General features: G+C 64.8%; 21 protein-coding genes. 9 read left to right on the top strand and 12 right to left on the bottom strand.

The genetic code is table 11. The annotated features are described in order from the left end of the window. Positions 1-385: 385 nt before the first annotated feature. From AAFG16_RS05195 to AAFG16_RS05210, 4 genes are all read right to left on the bottom strand, one after another. Positions 386-1,315 carry a carboxylesterase family protein gene (locus AAFG16_RS05195; RefSeq protein ID WP_342740853.1) on the bottom strand — a complete coding sequence of 310 codons (930 nt, stop codon included), beginning with the start codon at positions 1,313-1,315 and terminating at the stop codon, positions 386-388. Positions 1,316-1,437: 122 nt separating this feature from the next. Next, positions 1,438-1,932: a hypothetical protein gene (locus AAFG16_RS05200; RefSeq protein WP_342737801.1), complete on the bottom strand. Its 495-nt coding sequence runs from the start codon at positions 1,930-1,932 to the stop codon at positions 1,438-1,440. A gap of 23 nt (positions 1,933-1,955) precedes the next feature. Beyond that, positions 1,956-2,372, bottom strand: a complete 417-nt coding sequence (locus tag AAFG16_RS05205) for a DUF3606 domain-containing protein (protein ID WP_342737803.1) — start codon at positions 2,370-2,372, stop codon at positions 1,956-1,958. A gap of 203 nt (positions 2,373-2,575) precedes the next feature. Further along, positions 2,576-3,145, bottom strand: a complete 570-nt coding sequence (locus tag AAFG16_RS05210) for an alpha-ketoglutarate-dependent dioxygenase AlkB (protein WP_342737805.1) — start codon at positions 3,143-3,145, stop codon at positions 2,576-2,578. An 81-nt stretch (positions 3,146-3,226) separates the two neighbouring features. Between AAFG16_RS05210 and AAFG16_RS05215 the strand changes: the two genes are divergently transcribed. Then, positions 3,227-3,367, top strand: coding sequence for a hypothetical protein (locus tag AAFG16_RS05215; protein WP_007597071.1), 141 nt, complete (start codon positions 3,227-3,229; stop codon positions 3,365-3,367). On the opposite strand, the gene AAFG16_RS05220 is transcribed toward AAFG16_RS05215, so the two are convergent. From AAFG16_RS05220 to AAFG16_RS05230, 3 genes are read right to left on the bottom strand one after another with little or no spacing between them, the layout of a single operon-like run. Continuing rightward, a complete protein-coding gene (locus AAFG16_RS05220) occupies positions 3,364-4,950 on the bottom strand; it encodes an ATP-binding protein (protein WP_342737807.1) in 1,587 nt (528 codons plus the stop codon). The two genes, AAFG16_RS05215 and AAFG16_RS05220, sit on opposite strands and share 4 nt — an antisense overlap. Beyond that, the gene (locus AAFG16_RS05225; protein ID WP_342737809.1) at positions 4,947-5,651 is read right to left on the bottom strand and encodes a response regulator transcription factor; all 705 of its coding nucleotides are present in this window, start codon (positions 5,649-5,651) and stop codon (positions 4,947-4,949) included. Before AAFG16_RS05225 ends, AAFG16_RS05220 begins: the two co-directional genes overlap by 4 nt. 12 nt (positions 5,652-5,663) lie before the next feature. Beyond that, entirely contained in the window at positions 5,664-7,160 is a 1,497-nt protein-coding gene (locus tag AAFG16_RS05230) for a DUF4173 domain-containing protein (RefSeq protein ID WP_342737811.1), read from the bottom strand. 189 nt (positions 7,161-7,349) lie between these two features. Between AAFG16_RS05230 and AAFG16_RS05235 the strand changes: the two genes are divergently transcribed. After that, entirely contained in the window at positions 7,350-8,756 is a 1,407-nt protein-coding gene (locus AAFG16_RS05235) for a glycoside hydrolase family 3 N-terminal domain-containing protein (RefSeq protein WP_342737813.1), read from the top strand. Here the strand turns inward: AAFG16_RS05235 and AAFG16_RS05240 are convergent. Beyond that, positions 8,751-10,373: an ABC transporter substrate-binding protein gene (locus AAFG16_RS05240; RefSeq protein WP_342737815.1), complete on the bottom strand. Its 1,623-nt coding sequence runs from the start codon at positions 10,371-10,373 to the stop codon at positions 8,751-8,753. The two genes, AAFG16_RS05235 and AAFG16_RS05240, sit on opposite strands and share 6 nt — an antisense overlap. An 88-nt stretch (positions 10,374-10,461) precedes the next feature. Beyond that, on the bottom strand, positions 10,462-11,343 hold the full coding sequence (locus AAFG16_RS05245; RefSeq protein ID WP_342737817.1) for a LysR substrate-binding domain-containing protein: 882 nt from the start codon (positions 11,341-11,343) through the stop codon (positions 10,462-10,464). A 97-nt stretch (positions 11,344-11,440) separates the two neighbouring features. On the opposite strand from AAFG16_RS05245, the gene AAFG16_RS05250 reads away from it, so the two are divergent. Further along, the gene (locus tag AAFG16_RS05250; protein ID WP_283083822.1) at positions 11,441-12,118 is read left to right on the top strand and encodes a peroxiredoxin-like family protein; all 678 of its coding nucleotides are present in this window, start codon (positions 11,441-11,443) and stop codon (positions 12,116-12,118) included. Positions 12,119-12,244: 126 nt separating this feature from the next. Here AAFG16_RS05250 and hydA read toward each other — a convergent pair whose 3' ends face one another. Further along, a complete protein-coding gene (hydA, locus tag AAFG16_RS05255) occupies positions 12,245-13,699 on the bottom strand; it encodes a dihydropyrimidinase (RefSeq protein WP_342737820.1) in 1,455 nt (484 codons plus the stop codon). 107 nt (positions 13,700-13,806) lie between these two features. Continuing rightward, positions 13,807-14,415: a TetR-like C-terminal domain-containing protein gene (locus tag AAFG16_RS05260; RefSeq protein ID WP_283083824.1), complete on the bottom strand. Its 609-nt coding sequence runs from the start codon at positions 14,413-14,415 to the stop codon at positions 13,807-13,809. 101 nt (positions 14,416-14,516) lie between these two features. Here AAFG16_RS05260 and AAFG16_RS05265 point away from each other — a divergent pair, with 101 nt between their 5' ends. The 6 genes from AAFG16_RS05265 (at position 14,517) to AAFG16_RS05290 (ending at position 18,814) form a co-directional block, all read left to right on the top strand. After that, positions 14,517-15,212 carry a PspA/IM30 family protein gene (locus tag AAFG16_RS05265; protein WP_342737822.1) on the top strand — a complete coding sequence of 232 codons (696 nt, stop codon included), beginning with the start codon at positions 14,517-14,519 and terminating at the stop codon, positions 15,210-15,212. Positions 15,213-15,266: 54 nt separating this feature from the next. Further along, positions 15,267-15,542 (top strand): YiaA/YiaB family inner membrane protein, encoded by a 276-nt coding sequence (locus AAFG16_RS05270; RefSeq protein WP_128954061.1) that lies wholly within the window; start codon positions 15,267-15,269, stop codon positions 15,540-15,542. A gap of 264 nt (positions 15,543-15,806) precedes the next feature. Continuing rightward, on the top strand, positions 15,807-16,871 hold the full coding sequence (locus tag AAFG16_RS05275; protein ID WP_342737825.1) for an amidohydrolase family protein: 1,065 nt from the start codon (positions 15,807-15,809) through the stop codon (positions 16,869-16,871). 15 nt (positions 16,872-16,886) lie between these two features. Then, complete coding sequence (locus AAFG16_RS05280; protein ID WP_342737827.1) at positions 16,887-17,999, top strand: amidohydrolase family protein; 1,113 nt, start codon at positions 16,887-16,889, stop codon at positions 17,997-17,999. A gap of 15 nt (positions 18,000-18,014) precedes the next feature. Then, entirely contained in the window at positions 18,015-18,428 is a 414-nt protein-coding gene (locus AAFG16_RS05285) for a Rieske (2Fe-2S) protein (RefSeq protein ID WP_342737829.1), read from the top strand. A gap of 179 nt (positions 18,429-18,607) precedes the next feature. Continuing rightward, positions 18,608-18,814 carry a hypothetical protein gene (locus tag AAFG16_RS05290; RefSeq protein ID WP_025033895.1) on the top strand — a complete coding sequence of 69 codons (207 nt, stop codon included), beginning with the start codon at positions 18,608-18,610 and terminating at the stop codon, positions 18,812-18,814. Positions 18,815-18,835: 21 nt separating this feature from the next. Here AAFG16_RS05290 and AAFG16_RS05295 read toward each other — a convergent pair whose 3' ends face one another. Then, complete coding sequence (locus AAFG16_RS05295; RefSeq protein WP_342737833.1) at positions 18,836-20,374, bottom strand: NAD(P)/FAD-dependent oxidoreductase; 1,539 nt, start codon at positions 20,372-20,374, stop codon at positions 18,836-18,838. Positions 20,375-20,377 lie beyond the last annotated feature (3 nt).

The following is a 20,377-nucleotide window of genomic DNA, read 5'->3' on the forward strand; positions in this document are numbered from 1 at the left end:
GAGGTCGGCCCGATCCGCTCCAGGGCCGCTTGATCTAGGTCAAGCGTTTGGCATTCCTATGGCCGGGCAACCCGCTTCAATGCGACGCATGGTCCTGAAGCGAAACGGCAGGCGTGTTGACGCGCCGCTCTGGCGACGTGTCGATTCCGCAATCGAGAGAGTCCCCGTGGCGCCCCTCTCCCTAACCCTCCCCCGCAAGGGGGGAGGGAACGCACCTGTGCTTGTGGTTGGGGGGCGGAGGCCGCAAGCCGCATTGAGTTTTCGCTTCGAGTTTTAAAACCGGCTGTCGCCGTGCGGCACACTGCGATCCCTCCCCCCTTGCGGGGGAGGGCGGGGGAGAGGGGTGGCCCAGCAAAAGGTGCGAGTGGATGGTCCGAGCGCAACCCTACGGCAGCCCGCGCGCCTCGAGCTGATGCACCAGCAGCAGTGTCGGCTCGGCGAGACTGTCGCCCGAACCATCGAGCCCGAACGCGGCGGCGATGCCGGCGCGGCTGCGCAGCAGCGCGCTGCGCGGACAGTGGCCGGCGCCGCAGAGCGTCTTTTTCAGCGTCTCGCCTTGTGCGACCAGATTGGCCGCATCGTCCGCGGCCCAGGCCAGCACGATCGGCACATCGACATTGAGGATCCCGGGGTAGGCCGACCGCTTGTCGTACTGGGCGGCGTCGGAACCGAGATAGGCCTTCACGCTGTCGCTGGCATCCTTGCCGGCGCGGTAGATCCCGGACACCAGCACCACGGCGGCGACCTCGGCGCGATCGGTCTGGAGCTCGGGATGTGCCAGCAGCGTCGCGACATGGAAGGCGCCGGCGCCGTAGCCCACCGCGACGATCTCGCGGGCATCGCCATTGAACAGATCGATATTGCCGTGGACCCAGGACAGCGCCGCCGCCACGTCCGTGGCGCCGACCGGCCAGGCCGCCGACGGCGCCAGCCGATAATTGACCCGCACCCCGATCATGTCGTTGCGCGCGGCAAAGCACATGGCCTGGTCCTGGATCTCGCGCGACAGGTCCGGCGCCGCGCGGTCGCCGGTGAAGGTGTCGCCGGTCACGAACACCAGCACCGGCCGCGGCGTCGTCGCCTTGGTCGTGCTGGCGGCGACGTCGAGCACGTTGGCTTCGCTCTCGCCATAGCGCAGGCCGCGCGAGAAGGTGACATCCTCGCACAGCCGCGCGGTGCCGCCGGCGGTCGTGTCGGAATCGGTGAGGCCTGTCAGGACGAGATCGGACGGGGGAAGCAGCCGCGCAGGCATCGGGCCATGCGCGGAAGCGGTCGTGACGGTCAGAAGCAGGAATAATGCGAGATAATTCTTCATATTGGTGCCGGCCTTGCGCGCCTCATCATGGGTCGCCGGTTTGGCCTGTCTTTTCAATTCGCCTTATTAGTTAGCTGGGCTTGAGGCGATTTCGCGGCGGCGTGGCTGGTTCTCGGGCGCGCTCAATTCCCCGGCTGGAACGTGCAGTCCGCCCCGCTGCCGTCCTTCCGCCTGATCGCGTTGGGGTCGATCGTGCAGCTCAGCTTGCTCAGGCTCTCGAAATTCGATCCGGCCGCACCGTCAGGCGGAATGCCCGCCAGCGCTTCCGTGGCGAATATCTCGTTGGCGGTGGAGCCGTTCACGGTCTTGGTCTTCTTGCCGAAGCTCACCTCGCAGTTGCGTACGGTGATATCGACATTGCCGGTGCGGCAGACGATCTTGTCCGCCGTCACCACGATCGGCTTCTTGTAGGGAATGTCGGCATTGGCGGCGAACAGCATCGCCACCGCCTTCTTCTCGGGCCCCGTCAGGTCCGGCGACAGCGGCGCGATCACGCCCGCGAGCGCCAGCGCCGTCGCGCCCGAGACTTTTGCAGGCGCGGCGCCTGAGGCGCCGGTGGCACCTTGCGCGCAGGCGGCGATGAGGCCGCAGGCGAGGATCGATCGAACGGATTTCATCTTTGCTCCACCGACCTGCCGTTTCAGGCGGCTTTCTTGCGCGTAGCAGCCTTCTTGGCGGCCTTCTTCGTGGTCTTCTTGGCCTTTTTCTTCTTCGCCGCCTTCTGCGCCGTGAGATAGGCCTCGACCTTTTTGGAGGAATGGCCGGCTGCGCCTACCACGAGCCTCAGCTTGGCCGGGGTGATCTTGAACTTCTTCGACCAGTAGCGGACCTCGTAGGGCTCGCTGAGCGCGATCCGGCTCTTGTCGGCGGCGCGGTGCTTCTGGAGCTTGATGTACTCCTCGACCTTCCTGGCGGAATGGCCGACCTTCTTGACGGCGTATTTCAGCTTGGCCGGCGTCACCTTGAACTTCTTCGACCAGTAGGCGACTTCGTATTTCTCGGTGAGCGCGATCAGCGCCCGATCGGCTCCGCCGCGCTTCGCCTTGTTGTCGGCCATGCTTCCCTCCTGCCCTGGATGGCATCCAGTCTAGCATGCAACCGGATTTGGAAGGCAAGATGCCAATCCCGCATCGAATGCGCGGCCCGGCCGTTTAGCACCGATGTGTCAGATATTTGTCGCGCGTGACCCCCGCCTCGAGCCGGCTGAGGCTTGCTACTGTGCATGGGGTTGTTTTCGCAGTTTTTGTTTGGGCCGACCTGTCACGCCCGCTTCATGGTCCGGAAGGTGATGGAATAGCGGCGTGCCTCGACCGGCGGGATGCTGTGCTCCCATTGCGAGCGCGCCTCGCCGTCCATCATGTAGAGCGAGCGCGGCAGGGCCTCGAGCGTATGGCGCTGCCATTTGTCGCCGATGCGGCGGCGGAAGCGGAATTTGCAAGGCGAGCCCAGCGACAGGCCGAGCACCTTGTCGAAATGCGGCTTGTCGCGATGCCAGCCGATACCCACGCCGGCCTTGTATTCGGTGCACAGCACCTGCCGCACGCTGCCGTCAGTGAGGCCGGCCCATGCCTCGACCCGGCGCGCGATGGGCAGCACCCACACGGGGATCGGCTCGGACTCGGTCAGCCGTTGCAGCGTGTAGTCGTAGCGGTAGCCGAACGAGGCCACCCGGCGGTTGCCTTCGAAGGCGCCGAACTGGAAGCGCTGGAGCGGTAATGCTGCGATGCGGCCGATCAGCTCCTGCTCGGCGGCGTCATCGATAAAATTGTCCACATAGCGAAGCCCGGCGGGACCGCTGTCCGGATCGGCGAACAAACCAAGCTGCGTCATTTCCTCGCATTTCCGTGATGGAACCTAATGGCGGCTGACGCGACTTATCTAATGACGCGGGAAGTAACGTGCGAGGCTGTCATGGCAGAGAAGCATACCGCCGATCCAGCAGAGATCATGCGGGCCACCGGTCATCCCGAGCTGGAATACGCCGCCGGCTGGACCATCGCCGGTCTCGTCACCATCGGCACCATCGTCGCGGCCTGGGTGTTCGCGATCTAGGCGATTGGAAACTGAAGCTCGAAGGCCGCCCCTTGGTCCGTCGGCTTGAGCCTGATCGAGCCACCATGGCTCGCCATCACCGCGCGCGCAATCGCAAGGCCCATCCCGGTACCGCCCTGGTCCCGCCGGGTGGTGAAGAACGCATCAAAAATCCTGTCGCGGTTCGGCGCCGAGATCGGCTCGCCGTCATTGCTGACCGTCACAAGCAGGGTCGTCCGTGCGTCGACCGCCTCCAGCCTGATTGTCCCCGCCTTGTGCCGCACCGCGTTATCGGTGAGATGCGACAATACGATCAGCGCCTTCTCTGACGACATCCTGATCGCCCGGTCGAGGCTGCCGCTGGCTTCGATGCAGCTTGCCGGAAACCGGCTTTTGAGGTCGGCGATCACGGGCGCCAGATCCGTCCGCTCGTTCTGCGGCAGGCTCTCGGCCCGCGCCAGCTCGCGCAGCCGCTGCGCCATTGCTTCGAGCCGCTGGGTGTCGGACAGGATGTTGGCGATGAACGTCTTCTGCTCGGCCGGCGTCAGGCTGCCCGCCTTGCCTTGAACCGAATCCTGCAACAGCTCGGCCGCGCCCTTGATCGAGGTCAGCGGCGATTTCAGCTCATGGGTGAGATGGGCCGAGAACGTCGCGATGTAGTCGGAGCGCCTGGCGAGCTGCTCTGCCATGCCGAGGAAGCTGTGCGAGAGCTGGGCGAACTCGCGGGTGCCGTAGTGCCGGAGCGGCCGAAATGCCTCGCGGTCGCCGCGGCCAATTCTGGCGGCGCGATCGATCAATTCGCGCATCGGCAGCGTGATGGTGCGGGAGAACACGAGGCCGATCGCGATCGTGCCGAGGATCACCGCGAGCCCGGCCAGCACGAACTTTGCCCGCTCCTGGTAGAGGTGATCGAAGATGTTGCTCGGCGTACGCGTGGTGTAGATCACTCCGGCGACGCGGTTGTTGACGATCACGGGCATTGCCGAGAACACGTGAACGCCGAGGCCGCGGCTGAAGGAATAGATCGGTGGCGGCGGCTTGTCCGGCACGCGGTTGCGCAGGGTGGCGCGGTACTGCCCGTGCAGCGCGTCCGCGACCTCCTCGATATGGGCGAGCGACTGCCCGACCTCGTAGCGCCCGGCGATCACGATGCCCTGCGGATCGAGGATGCGAAAGCCCGCCAGCGTCACCTTCTGCGTCTCGCGGATGATCGGCGTCATCCTCGCGCCGATCTCGACGTAAGCGGGCTGAGCCGGCTGGGATGCAGGCAGCGCATCCGGCCGCCGCCTGAGCAGATCGTTGGCGGTGAGGTCGAGCGCGGGGCGGATCGGGGTGACCGGGTCGCCGGGGTCAGGCAGCATGTTCGGCGGCACCTCGGCGCCGAGCACTAGGCCGCTGCCAAGCCTCGCCGTAACCTCCTGCGCATAGATCGTTGCCAGCACGCGGCTCTGTGCGATCAGCTCGGCCTGGGTCTGGCGGATCAGCTGGTTGTCGTAGAGGCGGAAGAAGAACAGGCCGACCAGCGGCAGCACGCCGACCGTCGCCAGCACCGTGAAGATCACGAGGGTGAGCGATGGCCGCCATTTGTCGGGCGCCGCGCTCATGCCTCTTTCTCGCAGCGGCCAAGCTTGAAGCCGACGCCGTGGATGGTCTCGATCACGTTCTCGCAATTCTGCGCCGCGAGCTTGGCGCGGATGTTGCGGATGTGGCTGTCGATGGTGCGGTCGGAGACCTGGATGTTGAGCTGGTAGGCCGCGCGCATCAGCTGCTCGCGGTTGAACACCGAGGTCGGCCGGGTCAGGAACGCGCGCAGGATGCCGAACTCGATCGCGGTCAGCTTCAGCGGTGAGCCGGCGAAGGTCGCGACATGCTGCTCGGGATCGATCAAGAGGCCGCCTTGCACCAGCGCGGCAGGCCCGGCCTTGGCCTCGCCGTTGCGCGGGCTGAGGCGCCGCAGGATGACATTGACCCGCGCCACCAGCTCGCGCGGGCTGAACGGCTTTGTCACGTAGTCGTCGCCGCCGATCTCGAGGCCGAGAATGCGGTCGATCTCCTCGTCGCGCGCCGACAGGAACAGGATCGGCACGTCGGACGTCTTGCGAATCTCGCGGCAGACGTCGAGGCCGTCGAACTCGGGCATGCCGATGTCGAGCACGATGAGGTCGGGCCTGTCGGCGGCAAAGCGGGCGAGCGCCTCCTTGCCGTCGCGCGCCTCGATCACGTCCATGCCGGCCTTCTTCAGGGCGACGCGGATGACCTCGCGGATGTGGCCCTCGTCGTCGACGATGAGAATGCGATGCGCCAAGAATCTCTCCGCTCACCCGGCCGGCTGGCTGCTGGATTTGCTCCTTGCGCCGGCATCGAGCTTGCGCTGCAGACGCCAGCTCCGAAACCCCCAGGCACGCCAGGTCATGTCCAGGCGCTGAGTCTCCAGAAGCCGGTCACGTCCGACAAGATCATATTCTGGGCGAGACGGCATCACTTTCTCAATTGCGGGCAAAGCCTGTGGTCCAAGTTGCATAAGGTAGGCGATATCGACCGGCTCGCCGAACCCCATAATCTGCCGACTGTGCGCAACATTATAGTCGGCAATGAACGCGTCGAAGTTCACCAGCGAGCAACTATACAACACGATCGTTAACGCGATCAGATTGGCACCGACGAGCCACCGGTTGGACCGCTTGAGCGCGATGCGGGCAACGATCAGGATCAGCCCCAACGCCACCAGTCCCATCCAGATGAAGGCCGCGATCCGCCAATAGGTCAGCATGTAGATGTCGACGTATAGATCGAGGCGGAGAATGGACGAGGCGACAAGCAGCACGTTCTGCCCGACCCAGAGATAGACCAGCGGCCGGATCACCCTGGATTTCTCGGCCGGCCCACCGGGGCGCATCGCGACCAGAACGAAAGCGGCAGCGAGCAGGGCGGTCGCGATCAGCGGATAGGCGCCGCGATGGGCATAGGCCGCATAGGTCATGTTGGCCGGCAGCGCCACATGACCCCAGAGATAGATGCCGTCGAGGACCGACTGGGCCGCGAACAGTAGATTGAACAGGATCAGCGAGCGCAGGATCGTCGAGGCGCCCAGGAACTCCGCCGAGACCATGGGTGGCAGCGCCGGCGGCACGGGGACAGCGGCGACATCGGTGGTGACAACGGTCCTGCGCCGCCAGCGCACATGGATGAACGGCCAGACCAGCGCCAGCATCATAGTCCAGAACAGCACGCGCGGAACGCTGACATGATCGAAGATGAGCCTCGGATTGAGCAGCGACACCCATTGCTCGATCACCGGATTGGCGGCCGCGAACAGCGCGACGAACACGGTGCCGAGCGCGGCCGGCAACAGCCAAAGCGCGATGCCGCGGGTGAAGGCCGACGTGTTGAAGACCTGGAGCGCCTCGGGGAAGAATCTGAAGGGGCCGAACAGGACAAAGTTGCGCAGCGCGCGGGCGCGGTCGGCGAGCCCGGTTGTCTCCGGATTGGTCGCGAGCAGCAGGGCAATCGTCAGCGAGGTGACGAGGATCAGGAAGGACAGCGTGTTGAGCTCCTCGACCGCTGGCATGAGGCCGGCAACAAGAACGGCTGCGCCGATCCCCGCCCGCCGCAGGTCGAGTGAAGCTTGATTGAACAGCACCGACACGCACACAACCGCGAGCGCAAACAGCGTCAGCGACAGCCCGATGCGCTGGGTGTAGAACAGCCAGTCCGCGAGGGCGGCCAGCGCCAGTGTGAGGCCGACCTTGGCCGGGATCGAGGAATGCCTGATCGGCTGGATGTCCGCTGCGATCGTCGAAGCCAGGCTCGTCATGTCCAGAACACCTTTCGTGATGGGTGGCATCACGAAGTCTGCACGGCGCTTGCGCAGAAGCCGGGGCCTTCGTCTGCACGGTTTCAGGAGTCTTTTGCAGTTTTCGTGCAGGTGCGCTTTTGCCTCTCGCGCAGCGCAGATCGCCTTGATAGGTGCGAAGCATTCACCACTCCTAGCGCGTGACGCATCATGCAATTCCTCAATCGCCTCGGCCTCATCCTGCTCTGGCTTGCCGCGCCACTCGTCGCATTCGCGGCTGCGAACAAGAACGATCCCTATCTGCTCGTGCTGCGCGACACCGGAAACATCGCGCTTGTCGTCGCAAGCATCCTGATCGTCATCGTCCTGCTGCGGAGAGGACGCTGGCGCAGCATCGCGGGCAAGCTGCTCGTCATGCTCTGGTGCCTGCCGCCGCTGCTGATGTCGGCGGCGCATCTGAAATTCGAGCTGCGCAAGCGCGACGTCCTCACCGCCAGCGCTGCCGAGACGCGTCAGCTCGGGCCTCACTTCATGGTCGGCTATTCCTCCTTTCCCGAGATCGCGCGCCTTGCCGAGCAGGGATTGATCGGCGGCGTCTACGTCACCAGGCCCAATATCCGCGGGCGGACCATCGAGGCACTGCGCGCCGAGATCGCGGCACTCCAGGACAAGCGGCGCGCCGCCGGTCTGCCGCCGTTGGTCGTAGCCGCGGATCAGGAGGGCGGCATTGTCGGGCATCTGGCGCCGCCGCTGACCAAGGTGCCGGCGCTGGCGACGCTCACGGGACTCGCCCCTGACGACCAGCAGGCCAAAGCCGAAGAGTTCGGCCGTATCCACGGGCGCGAGCTCGCAGATCTCGGCGTCAACCTCAATCTCGCGCCGGTGCTCGACCTGAAGCCGCCGCAGCGGCGCAACCGCCTCGACTTTCACACGCTGATCGGCCGGCGCGCGATCGCGAGCGATCCCGTCGTCGTCAGCACGATCGCGAGCGCCTATGTCCGCGGGCTGGAAGAGTCCGGCGTCGGCGCCACGCTCAAGCACTTTCCCGGCATCGGTCGCGTGCGCGCCGACACGCATCATTTCAGCGCCAATCTCGACACGCCGGTCAAGGAGCTGGAGGCAACCGACTGGCTGCCGTTCCGTGAGGTGCTGTCGCATTCGCGCAGCGCGCTGATGGTTGGGCACGTCACGCTCACGGCCGTCGATCCCGATCGCGCTGCTTCGCATTCGAAGCGCGTCGTCCAGGGCATCATCCGCGACAAGTGGAACTACCAGGGCGTCGTCATGACCGACGACCTCGTGATGGGCGCGATCTACCAGAACGACGTCTGCAAGGCCGTGGTCGAGGCGATCAATGCCGGCGTCGATTTGCTGCTGGTCGCCTATGATGGCGCGCAGTTCTACCGGGTCTTTGCCTGCGCCCTGGAGGGATCACGGCTGGGCAGGCTCGATGCGGCGATGTTGCATGCGAGCGCGGCGCGGCTGCAACGTCTCGTCATGCCCGGGCTTGTCCCGGGCATCCACGTTCTCGGTGCAAAGAGGCAAGGCGTGGATGGCCGGGACAAGCCCGGCCATGACGACGAGAACACGTCGAACTTTCGGCGCGCCAAGCTATGATTTCGCAAACTGACGGTAATCCGGCTCGCGGTGAAACCAGAATTCGTAGCCGGTGATGGCCTTCTGCATGGCGACGTCGTGGATCGGCTGATTGAGCGGGACGACCGGAACATCGCGCATGCAGAGTGCGATGAAATCCTTCACCGTCTTATCGTACTCCGCTGCATCCGTGGTGAAGCGCGCCTTATCGATCAGCGCGTCCATCTCCTTGTTCTGATAGGAGGAGATGTTGAAGATCGAATTGTTGCCGTGAAAATTCCAATAGAAGTAATATTCGGGATAATCCAGCCAGCCGCTGAAGCGGTTGAGCGCGAGCGGCAGCTCCTTCTTGTTGAGCGTCGTGCGCCAGTTTGCGCCGGGGATTTTTTCGATTGACGCCTTGATGCCGATCTTGGCGAGGCTCTCCTGAATCAGGATGGCGGTCGGTTCGCCGACGGTCGCAGTGCCCGCGTCGAGCGACAAGGTCGTCTCCAGGCCGGACTCGAAGCCTGCTTCCTTCATCAGCGCCTTGGCTTTGTCGAGATCGGTGACATAGGGAAACGGCTGCGGCCAGACCGGTTTTGAGACTTCGGCAGCTCCGCCGTACATGGGAACGGCGCGCCCGAAGAACGCGCTGCTCTGGATCTGTTCATAAGGCATCCCCCAGGCGATGGCCTGTCGCAATTTCACATTGTCGAATGGCGGTTTTGCCGTGTTCAGCGCGACGTACCAGAGCGCATTCGGGATCGGCACGCCCGAGACCTTGACCTTGCCCTCCCGGATGATCTGCTCGAAGTCGCGCGGCGCAAAACCGCTGGAAATATCGGCATCGCCGCGCTCCAGCATGGCGCGGCGCGTGCCGGCGGAGGGCACGTCGCGCGCGATGACGCGCTTGACCTTCGGCAGCGGCCCGCTCTTCCAGTCGTCGAAGCGTGCCAGCACGGTCTCGCTGCCGGGCTTCCAGCTCTCGATCCTGTAGGCACCGCCGCCGGCCTCGTTGTTCTTCAGCCAGGTCAGCGCCCAGGGGTCCTCGGCGGTCGCGTTCTTCTTCGCAAGCTCCGAGTTGATGATGAAGGGCACGACGACGGCGACGTTGAACAGCAGCATCTTGTCCTTGCGCACATAGTCGATGCGGAAGGTATGGTCATCGACCACCACGAACTGCTCGGGCTTCTCCAGCGATCCCGCGGACATCTGGAAGGTCGGAAAGCCGCCGACTTTCACCGCGCGATCGAACGACCATTTGACGTCCTTGGCGGTCACAGGCGTGCCGTCGTGGAATTTCGCGTCCTTGCGAAGCTTGAAGGTGCAGGACATGCCGTCGGCCGCGACCTGACAGCTTTCCGCGAGCTCAGGGGCGAGCTTCTCGCGGTCGTACGAGACCGTCCCATCCGGCAGCGTCTTCGAGGCATAGGTGAGCAGGCGGTCGTAGCAATTCCAGGACAGGCCGTTCACGGTCTGGTTGGAGCCGACGCCCTGCATGTCGAGCGAGTTCGGCCCGAGCTCCTGCACCACCAGAAGCGTCTCGCTGCGTCCCTGCGCAGAGGCCAAGCGGGGAGCGAGTGTTGTCATTCCGGCGATGCCGAGGCCGCCGAGCATCAAATTGCGGCGAGTGATGTCAAAAGGTGATGCGCTCATCGGTGCCTCTTTTGCGGGAAATCTACGCCCTAAAGAGGCAAGGCGCATGCCATCGGTCGCGCTTCACGGCGTCGCATCCGCTCCAGGCCTATCTCAACTCCTCCGCCAGGAAATCGACCAGGGCACGCACCTTGGTCGAGGGACGCGGACCCGCGGGGAACACGGCGTAGACGTCGACAGGTGCGAGCTTGTAGCTCTTCAGCACAGGCACCAGCGCACCCGCCTTGATCTCGGGACCGGCCATCACCGGCGAGGTCATCGCGATGCCGAGACCGGCCAGCACGCTCGCGAACACGCCGGGGCCGGAATCGGTGGTGATGCGGCCGCGGACATCGACGGAAGTCTGGGCACCGTTGCGGGTGAACGACCACGTGGTGTGGCCGAACAGGCCGGGACCGAAGATGCAATCATGCGAGGCGAGATCGGCCGGCGTCTTCGGCGTGCCGCGTTTGGCCAGATAGGACGGCGCCGCGACGAGAAAGCGCGGCAGGGTCGCAAGCTTGCGTGCACCGAAGCCGGAGTCGCTCAGCGGGCCGAGCCTGATCGCGACGTCGGTGCCTTCCACGACGAGATTATGCCGCTCGTCGGCAACCGACAGCTCGACGCGCAGCATGGGATGCGAATCAAGGAATTTCGGCAGGCGCGGAATAATGTGCCTCGTGCCGTAGACGATCGGCATCGTGATACGCAGCGTGCCGCGAAGCGAGTCGACGCCGCGCGCGGCGTCCTCGGCATCCTCGATGTCGGCAAGCACTTCGCGGGCCCGGGTCAGGAACAGCGCGCCGGCATCGGTGACGGTGATGCGGCGCGTGGTGCGCAACAGCAGCTTGACGGCGAGTCGGGTCTCCAGTTCGCCAATGATGCGCGACACCGAGGGCTGCGACAGGCCGAGCTCGCGCGCAGCCTTCGAAAAACTGCCGCTTTCCGCCGCCCGGACGAAAACGGCCAATTCCTGAAGCCGGTCACTCATTTGGAGCTCGAATAAATCTTGTCCGCCATCGCCGTATACCCCTTCATTTGCAAATGATCCAGATAGAGCGGGCCAACAGCCAAAGATGGAGCTTCTCATGGCCCTGCAAGACAAACTCGACGCCTTCAAAGCCGATTTCGAAGGTGGCCGCTTTCCGATCAAACCGACGAAGGAGGCGCTGGACACCATGCATCGTGCCACCGCTGAATTGATCGCCAGCGGCCAGGCCCAGCGCGCGAAGAAGGCCGGCGACAGCGCGCCGGAATTCACCCTGATGGACCCCGACGGCAAGCCGGTCGCCTCGCGCGACCTGCTCGCGAAAGGACCGCTGATCGTGTCGTTCTATCGTGGCGTCTGGTGCCCCTATTGCAACCTCGAGCTCCAGGCCCTCCAGGAGGCGCTGCCGGAGATCGCCACGCGCGGCGCCAGCCTGGTTGCGATCTCGCCGCAGACCGCGCCGAACAGCCGCAAGTCGCAGCGCGACAACAAGCTGTCATTCCCGATCCTGAGCGACGTCAGGAGCGAGATCGCCGATGCCTTCGGGATCCGCTTTGCGCTGCCGCCGCACCTCGTCTCGCTCTACAGGTCCTTCAAGAACGACCTGCCGACGTTCAACGACAATCCGTCATGGGTGTTGCCGATGCCCGCGCGCTACGTCATCGGCCGCGACGGCGTCATCGCCTATGCCGAGGTGAACCCGGACTACACCCAGCGCCCCGATCCGTCCGAGCTGCTGCCGGTGCTCGACCGGCTGCGGGCGGGCAAGGCGGCCTGAGGGACTACCGATCGAGGTGAATACCTGCAAGTGATCGTCATGCCCGGGCTTGTCCCGGGCATCTACGTTCTTTGTGCCGCGTGACAGGCGTGGATGGCCGGGACAAGCCCGGCCATGACGGGAGTGCTACGGCGTGACCGCGCCGCGTGCGACCGCGCGCGGGGCGGTCAGCTCCTTCCAGGTCGAGTTCGCCACGTGCACCGGCGAAAATGCCGGGCGCTCCACATACCGGCCATCGCCCGCCTCGGCGCGCAGATCGCCATCCTTCCAGACGATGCGGCCGCGCGACAAAGTTGCGGCCGGCCCGCCGGTGCAGGCAAAGCCTTCGAACACGTTGTAGTCAATCCGGCTCATCTGCCGCTTGGCGCTGATGGTCTTGCTCGCCTTGGGATCCCACACCACGACATCGGCATCCGAGCCGACCGCGACCGCGCCCTTGCGCGGATAGATGTTGAGAATGCGCGCGATGTTCGCCGAGGTGACCGCGACGAATTCCTCCTTGGTCAGCCGTCCCGTGGCAACGCCCGCGGTCCAGAGCAGCGCAAGGCGGTCTTCGAGGCCGCCGGTGCCGTTCGGGATCTTCCTGAAATCGCCGAGCCCGAACCGCTTCTGCTCGGTGGTGAAGGCGCAGTGGTCGGTCGCGACCACCTGGAGCGAGCCGGACTGAAGGCCGGCCCACAGACTGTCCTGGTGCGACTTGTCGCGGAACGGCGGCGACATCACGCGCTGAGCGGAATGATCCCAGTCCTTGTTCTGGTATTCATCGGCGTCCAGCAGCAGATGCTGGATCAGCGGCTCGCCGTAGACGCGCTTGCCCGCCGCGCGCGCCCGCGCGATCGCCTCGTGTGCCTCGCGGCAGCTCGTGTGCACGATATAGACCGGCGTGCCGGTCATATCAGCGATCATGATGGCGCGGTTGGTGGCTTCGCCCTCGACCTCCGGCGGCCGAGAGTAGGCGTGGCCTTCAGGGCCGGTGACGCCGCGCGCAATCAGCGCCTCCTGCATCAACGCGACGACATCGCCGTTCTCCGCATGGACCACGGGCATGGCGCCGAGGTGGGCGCAGCGCGCGAACGAGTTGTAGAGCTCGTCGTCGTTCACCATCAGCGCGCCCTTGTAGGCCATGAAATGCTTGAAGGTGTTGATCCCGTAGGTTTTGACCACGGTCTCCATCTCGTCATGGATCTGCTTCGACCATGACGTCACCGCCATGTGGAAGCCGTAGTCGGTTGCCGCCTTCTCGGATTTGTGCCGCCACTCCTGATAGGCCGCGAGCATCGACTGGCCGGGATCGGGCAGGCAGAAATCCACCACCATCGTGGTGCCACCGGCCAACGCCGCCTTCGTGCCCGATTCGAAATCGTCGGCGGTCACCGTACCCATGAACGGCATTTCGAGATGGGTGTGCGGATCGATTCCGCCCGGCATGACGTAGGCGCCGCCGGCGTCGACGATTTCGGCGCCAGTGGGCGCCTCGAGCGACGTGCCCATCGCCACGATCGTCTCGCCGTCGATCAGCACATCCGCGCGGCGCGAATGGTCGTGATTGACGACGGTGCCGCCGCGGATGAGGAGGGGCATGGGGAACTCCGGAGAAGAGGAGGGGACGTTTCGCACGAAGGCTAAGCGCGGTGTGCGCGATGCGACAGGCGAAATTTTAGTCAGCCGGTCGTTTTGCCGCGCACTCTCTACGCCGCATGGGCGATCAGTCCGTCGATCATCGCGCGCACGAGGCCTGCAATCTCCTTGCGCAGCGCCGGCAAGGGAACTGCGACCAGCTTCTGCTCCAGCCCCAGCGCCACCATGCCATGCACGGCCGAGAACAGGCTGCGCGCGGTGATGCCGAGCTCCTCAGGGCTGCGCTTTGGAAACAGGACGGCCAGCGGTTGGTAGATATGGCGGAACAGCTGCATTTGGTCGTCGATCGACCAGTCGGGCACGGCCTTGTCGGCCTCCATGCGGTGCTCGAACAGCGCGCGCCAGAGTTCGAGATTCTCCGCGGCGAAATCGCAATAGGCAATCGCGATCCGAACCAAAGTCTCCTGCGGCGATGGTTCGCCCGCGCTCTCCGCCGCGCTGAGTACTTCGTCGAGCCGAAGCAGCGTGCGTGAGCCGACGCGGAGGATCAGCTCGTCCACATCGGCCACGAGATTGTAGACCGCGCCATTGGCGCAGCCGATCTCGCGCGCGAGATCGCGGGTTTTCAGACCGGCCAATCCGCGGCTTGCGATCATCCGTTCCGCCGCCAGGATCAGGTCGGCCCGAAGTTTCTCTCGACGTTCCAAGGCTTTAGACATTTGTTAACCAAAACCGTGAGCGCTGCTCAAATTTATCTTGAGCAACGCTCAAGATGTGTTACAAAGCACCTGTGAGCAACGCTCATAACAGGGAGCAGCCAATGTTCAAGACCGTAGTGACACTTTTCCGCGGCAGCGTGGCCGCTGCGGGCGAGGAGCTGGAGGACCGGACGGCCCTTCTGATCCTCGATCAACAGATGCGCGATGCGGCCGCGGCCGTCGAGCGCAGCAAGCGGACGCTGGCGCTGGCAATCGCCCAGGACCAGCAGGAAGGCCGCAAGCTCGAAGCGACGATCGCCCGTATTGCCGATCTCGAGACGCGCGCGGTTGCGGCGCTCGATGGCGGCCGCGAGGATCTCGCCAAGGAAGCGGCCGAAGCCATCGCAGGGCTCGAGGCCGACCGCGATGCGGCGCTGACGGCACGCGCGCTGTTCGCGTCCGAGATCGCCAGGCTGAAGCGGCACGTCGCGAATGCGCAGGCCCGCATCACGGAGCTCGATCGCGGCCGTCGCGTCGCCCGCGCTTCGGAAGCAGTGCGCTCGCTCCGCCGCAGCGGCATCGAGGCAGCCCGCCCTTACGAATCCACGCTGCCGGAAGCGGAGAGCACCTTGCGGCGCCTGCGCGAGCGCCAGATCGAAGCCCAGGCGGCCGACGATGCGCTGGTCGAGCTCGACGCGGCCACCGGTCCGCTCGCCACCGCCGAGAAACTCGCCGAGCAGGGCTTTGGCCCCCGGCTCAAGACGACCGCGGACGACGTGCTGGCGCGTTTGAAGTCCAAGCGCATGCCGACGGCCTGATCTCAAGCCCGATCTCTCAAACCCCATCATCATTCGAACCGATAGGAGACCATCATGAACCAGAACGGCCAACCCCACAGCGGCGCCTGGGTGACCTTCACTTACGCGTCCTTCGCAGCCTCCGCCTTCCTCGTCGCGCTCGGCGTCTTCTTCCTGCCGATCGACCTCTGGATGAAGGGCTATCTCACCATGGGCATCGTGATGCTGATCCAGACCTGCGTCACTCTCACCAAGACCGTGCGCGACAATCACGAGAGCAGCCGGCTGGTGAACCGCATCGAGGATGCCAAGGCCGAGCGTCTGCTGATGGAGGTCTCCAAGGCGGCTTGAGGAGCGCGCGCCGAAGCGCGAGGCCATCTGCAGCACGGAGCGGTGGGTGCCGAAGCATCCACCGTTCGCGTCGTGGAGCCATCCCCTGATTGAAGCGCCGCCTCGCGCGATGTGATCGTTAGGTTTATATCGCGCCTGCGAAATGCAACCGAGCCATGACGGATCGCGCGGGCGCGCGCCCTTGCGCGCCGAAGCGGGCAGGGGCACTCTGCGCATGCGGCGCGCACACAAAACGCCGCCAATAAGATTGCGCGAGGAAGCTCCATGGCGGCGACGCGGATCGACTGCGACATCCACCCTGCGGTTGGTGGCACGCGCACTACGCTGCTTCCCTATCTCAGCGATCACTGGAAGGAGCAGGTGGTGAGCCGCGCCATCGACGGGCTCGATCTCACCTCCTATCCGCCGAGCATGCCGTTTTCGGGTCGCGCCGACTGGCGCCCGGCCAATGGCGCAAAGCCCGGCTCTGATCTCGCGATGGTGCAGAAGGGCGCGTTCGAGCAGCTCGGTGCCAGCCACGCCATTCTCAACGTGCTCTACGGTGCGCAGGCCGTGTTCGACGCCTACATGGCGGCCGACTTCTGCAAGGCCATCAACGACTGGATCGCCGCCGAATGGCTGGCACGCGATCCGCGCCTGCGCGCCTCCATCGTGGTGCCGATGCAGGCGCCTGATCTCGCCATCGAGGAGATCGAGCGCCGCGCCGGCGACAACCGCTTCGTCTCCATCCTGGTGCTGGCGCAGGGCGAGACGCTGCTGGGACGGCGGCATTTCTGGCCGGTCTACCAGCTCGCCGAGAAGTACCAGCTGCCGCTCGCGATCCACGCCGGCACGCAATATCGGCAGGCGCCGAGCTCGGCCGGCTGGCCGTCGCACCGCTACGAATATTACTTCGTCGAGGCGCAGGCGTTTCAGGCGCAGATCTTGAGCCTGATCTACGAGGGCGTTTTCGGCAAGTTCCCTGATCTCAAGGTCGTGCTGATGGAATCGGGCGTGAGCTGGCTCCCAGCCTTCATGTGGCGTGCCAACAAGACCTGGCGCGGCGTGCGCGTCGAGGTGCCCTGGGTCGAGCGCGAGCCGGCTGCGATCATTCGCGAGAATTTTCGCGTCACCATGCAGCCGTTCGATGCGCCTGGCGATGCCAGAAGCGTCGAGGAGATCATCGACCAGATCGGCTCCGAAAAGATGTTCCTGTTCGCGTCCGACTATCCGCACTGGCAGTTCGACGGCGACGATCCGATCCCGCCGAACCTGCCAAAGAGCATCATCGCGAAAATGTGCGTCGACAATCCGCTGGAGACGTTTCCGCGGCTGTCGCTCGCCAACTAGTTCCGGAGGTTTCGCATGAGTGACGTCATCGACCGTCCGCTGCGCGACGACGAGAAGCCCGTCGGAACACGTTTGCGCATCGTGGATTGCGACGTGCATCCGAGCCTGCATTCACCCGACGATCTCAACGAATTCCTGCCCAAACGCTGGCAACAGCATCTGAGGGAATATGGCAGCCATCTGCGCACGCCGTATCTGTTCACCACACCCTATCCGCGCTCCTCGCCGCTGATCGCGCGGCGCGACGCCTGGCCGCCGACCGGCGGGCCGCCCGGCTCCGATCTCACCTTCATGCAGAAACAGCATCTCGATCCGCTCGACGTCGAGTTCGGGATTCTGCAGGTCCTCGACCTCTTCATCTTCTCGCAGCAGAACCTGGAATTCGGCGCCGCGATCCAGCGCGCGATCAACGACTGGCAGTTGGCCTTCTGGTCGCACCGGGATCCGCGCCTGAAGGCCTCGATCCTGGTCGGGCAGGATGGGGTAGACCTCGCCATCGCCGAGATCGAGCGCTGCGCGAAGATCGGCGAATACATCCAGATCAACGTCTCGCCGCGCGCCAACGAGCCGCTTGGCCGCCGCCGGTACTGGCCGATCTACGAGCGTGCCGAGGCGCTCGACCTGCCGCTCGGTATTCACGTGGGCGGTTACGGCGGACATCCGCCGACCGGCGGCGGCTGGCCGTCTTATTATGTCGAGGAGCACCAGTCCAACGCGCACACCATCGCAGCGCAGCTTGCGAGCCTCGTCATCGAGGGCGTGCCGGAGCGGTTTCCGAAGCTGAAGATCGTCTTCATCGAGGGCGGCTTTGGCTGGATCCCGTCGGCGGTGTGGCGCATGGACCAGCACTTCGAGCGCTTCCGCAGCGAAGTGCCACATCTCAAGCGCAAGCCGTCGGAATATGTCCGCGAGCATTTCTGGTTCACGACGCAGCCGATCGACGAGCCCGACGAGGCGCGGCATCTGCGCGCGCTGATCGAATGGGTCGGCATCGACCGTCTGTTGTTCTCGTCGGACTATCCGCACTGGGATTTCGACGATCCGCGCTTTGCCTTCAAGACGCCGCTGACCGAGGCCGAGCGGAAGAAGATCTTCAGCAGCAATGCCCGCGCGGTCTACAAGTTCTGAAGGTTTCGAGAGGACATGGCCCGTCACATTGTCGCACGCACCACGGAGATCCCGCCCGGCGGCAACAAGGTCGTCGATATCGCCGGGCGCGATATCGTCGTGTTCCATGTCAATGGCGAGTTCTTCGCCCTTCTGAACCGATGCCCACACGAAGGCGCGCCGCTGGACAAGGCGGCCTGCGTGGCGCGGCTGACCTCGCCGGAGCCGGGCGTCTACGAGCGCTCGCGCGTCGGCGAGATGCTGCGCTGTCCCTGGCATGGCTGGGAGTTCGACATGCGCAACGGCCAGTCCTGGTTCGATCCGAAACGCGTCAAGATCCGGTCATATCCGGTCGCGGTGGAACGCGGCGAGGAGTTGCAGAAGGGCCCGTATGTGGCCGAGACGTTTGCGGTGCATGTCGAAGACAGTTATGTGATCGTCGAGGTCTGACGCGCTCGTCATTCCGGGGCGATGCGAAGCGCCAACCCGGAATCTCGAGATTCCGGGTTCGATGCTGCGCATCGCCCCGGAATGACTCTCTTGATTGCGCAGTGATCTCGCCATTGCCGATTGAGATTCCAACGCAGGTGCGATATGGCTCTCGCGCTTTCCAGAGGCGGAGATGAGCTTTGTCGAAACAATCCCTGCGTGAGGAGGCCGAGCGCCTGATCCGCGAATCGATGGAAAAGAAAACCATCGTCGTCAAGCAGGGCACGACCCGCATCGAGGCCGTCTGCGGCAAGTGCGGCGCGCCGAACCGGGTCCAGGCGGAAAAGGGCCAGACCCGCGTCAAATTCGCCTGCAAGAATTGCGGGCACAAGCAGGAGACGCTGTGACAGCTCGGGCGAGTGGCGCCACTAGCGCCGGATCGCCCTGAGGATAGCCGAACCTGCCTTCAGGCCCGACTGGAGCGCACCCTCCATGTAGCCGTAATAGGCAAAGCAGGTGTGCTCGCCCGCAAAATACATCCGCTTGTGAAACGCGCTGTTGAGCAGCGGTCCGGCTCGCGTGACTTCGCCGGGCGCGGGACAGGAATAGCCGGCGCCGGTCCAGGGATCGGCGGGCCACGGAATGAAGTCGGGGGGCTGGGAGAGATTGTCCTCATAGCCGCGATAGACCTGGCCGATCCGCGAGGCGTAGAATGCATCGACAGCGGACTTGCCGCCGCGCTCCCATTGTCGAATGGCCTGCTGTGCCGGTCTGCTGCCGGCGAACAGGCTGAGCTCGACCTCGCGACCGCGCGGCGCGATCTGGTTGTCGGTGCCTTCCCATGTGACGCCGAACCGGCTCGAGGTCGCGGCCGGCGCCAGCCCGTGATCGATCCAGAAGCGGCGCTTGACCGGACTGAGGTATTTCACGGCGGTGCCCATCGAGATGTAGTGGTCGGGCGTGAGTTGCGGCGTGATGTTGATCCTGGCGAAGCGACCGCCCGGCCACAGGCTCGGCGGAATCGCGAGCACGACGTAATCGGCGACATGCGGAGCTGCACCCTCCGGCGTGACGGTCACCCCCTCCTTGTCGATGTCGATCGCGATGACCGGCGAGGACAAATGGACCACGCCTCCGACCTTCCTGATCTCCTCGGCAAGGTGCTCGGCCAGCGATTGATTGCCCTCCGAGCAGCGCAGCGTTTCGGTCTGGGTGAAAAAGGCGCTCGGATGCCCCTTGAGTGCGCCGCCGTGGACGACCGCGAAATTGGCGAGCAGGCTTTGTCGTTCGACGGGCTGACCGGCGTCGTTGCTGAACTGCTCCTTCATCGCGAGCTTGGCGAGGGGCGAGCAGTGTTCGTCCTTTATCCAATCGGCCATGGATTGCTGGTCCAGAGCGTCGGCGCCGTGAGTTCGCCAGGGGGCATGCTTGTGGACATGCCGCGCACGCTTGGCCATCCGTCCGAACGATTCCTCCATCTGCTCGAACAGCGTCTTGAGCGCGAGCGGGTTCGAGATCTTTCGACCGTCGAGATAGATCGGCATGTCGAGATCGAGTGCGTCGAAATTCGAGTCCAGCGTGAACAGCGAGAGGCCCAGCCGGAACTGGCGCGCCAGGGCCAGCCACAGCGGATGATTGTAGCCGATCAGCTCACCGCCCGCTTCGACCACGCCGCTCGCCTTGTTCTTGCTCCAGACGCGGCCGCCGACGCGTTCGCGCGCCTCGAAAATCGTCACGTCGCAGCAATGGGCGAGCGTGTAGCCGGCCATCAGGCCGCCGAGTCCCGCTCCGACGATCGTGACACGCGGCCGTCGCGCCACCCGCGCCGGGCGTGGCATGTCGCGGGGAGGTGTGGCCGCCGTGACGACCATGGCGTTCGCGAGCGTCGCACTGACGAGCTTCTGACGGTCGAAGCCGATGAACTTCTTGCCGTAGCGGCGATTGAGCCGTGCGTAAATCGAGCGCATGGG

The sequence above is a fragment of the Bradyrhizobium sp. B117 genome (genome assembly GCF_038969555.1).
Lineage (GTDB): Bacteria > Pseudomonadota > Alphaproteobacteria > Rhizobiales > Xanthobacteraceae > Bradyrhizobium.

What these genes read in the sequence shown, in the direction of transcription:
- AAFG16_RS05250 (WP_283083822.1), top strand. Translation starts at nt 11,441, where the DNA reads ATGGCCCTGCAAGACAAACTCGACGCCTTCAAAGCCGATTTCGAAGGT.
- AAFG16_RS05235 (WP_342737813.1), top strand. Translation starts at nt 7,350, where the DNA reads ATGCAATTCCTCAATCGCCTCGGCCTCATCCTGCTCTGGCTTGCCGCG.
- AAFG16_RS05295 (WP_342737833.1), bottom strand. Translation starts at nt 20,374, where the DNA reads ATGCGCTCGATTTACGCACGGCTCAATCGCCGCTACGGCAAGAAGTTC.
- AAFG16_RS05205 (WP_342737803.1), bottom strand. Translation starts at nt 2,372, where the DNA reads ATGGCCGACAACAAGGCGAAGCGCGGCGGAGCCGATCGGGCGCTGATC.
- AAFG16_RS05200 (WP_342737801.1), bottom strand. Translation starts at nt 1,932, where the DNA reads ATGAAATCCGTTCGATCGATCCTCGCCTGCGGCCTCATCGCCGCCTGC.
- AAFG16_RS05230 (WP_342737811.1), bottom strand. Translation starts at nt 7,160, where the DNA reads ATGACGAGCCTGGCTTCGACGATCGCAGCGGACATCCAGCCGATCAGG.
- AAFG16_RS05220 (WP_342737807.1), bottom strand. Translation starts at nt 4,950, where the DNA reads ATGAGCGCGGCGCCCGACAAATGGCGGCCATCGCTCACCCTCGTGATC.
- AAFG16_RS05245 (WP_342737817.1), bottom strand. Translation starts at nt 11,343, where the DNA reads ATGAGTGACCGGCTTCAGGAATTGGCCGTTTTCGTCCGGGCGGCGGAA.
- AAFG16_RS05210 (WP_342737805.1), bottom strand. Translation starts at nt 3,145, where the DNA reads ATGACGCAGCTTGGTTTGTTCGCCGATCCGGACAGCGGTCCCGCCGGG.
- hydA (WP_342737820.1), bottom strand. Translation starts at nt 13,699, where the DNA reads ATGCCCCTCCTCATCCGCGGCGGCACCGTCGTCAATCACGACCATTCG.
- AAFG16_RS05215 (WP_007597071.1), top strand. Translation starts at nt 3,227, where the DNA reads ATGGCAGAGAAGCATACCGCCGATCCAGCAGAGATCATGCGGGCCACC.
- AAFG16_RS05275 (WP_342737825.1), top strand. Translation starts at nt 15,807, where the DNA reads ATGGCGGCGACGCGGATCGACTGCGACATCCACCCTGCGGTTGGTGGC.
- AAFG16_RS05260 (WP_283083824.1), bottom strand. Translation starts at nt 14,415, where the DNA reads ATGTCTAAAGCCTTGGAACGTCGAGAGAAACTTCGGGCCGACCTGATC.
- AAFG16_RS05240 (WP_342737815.1), bottom strand. Translation starts at nt 10,373, where the DNA reads ATGAGCGCATCACCTTTTGACATCACTCGCCGCAATTTGATGCTCGGC.
- AAFG16_RS05270 (WP_128954061.1), top strand. Translation starts at nt 15,267, where the DNA reads ATGAACCAGAACGGCCAACCCCACAGCGGCGCCTGGGTGACCTTCACT.
- AAFG16_RS05280 (WP_342737827.1), top strand. Translation starts at nt 16,887, where the DNA reads ATGAGTGACGTCATCGACCGTCCGCTGCGCGACGACGAGAAGCCCGTC.
- AAFG16_RS05265 (WP_342737822.1), top strand. Translation starts at nt 14,517, where the DNA reads ATGTTCAAGACCGTAGTGACACTTTTCCGCGGCAGCGTGGCCGCTGCG.
- AAFG16_RS05195 (WP_342740853.1), bottom strand. Translation starts at nt 1,315, where the DNA reads ATGAAGAATTATCTCGCATTATTCCTGCTTCTGACCGTCACGACCGCT.
- AAFG16_RS05285 (WP_342737829.1), top strand. Translation starts at nt 18,015, where the DNA reads ATGGCCCGTCACATTGTCGCACGCACCACGGAGATCCCGCCCGGCGGC.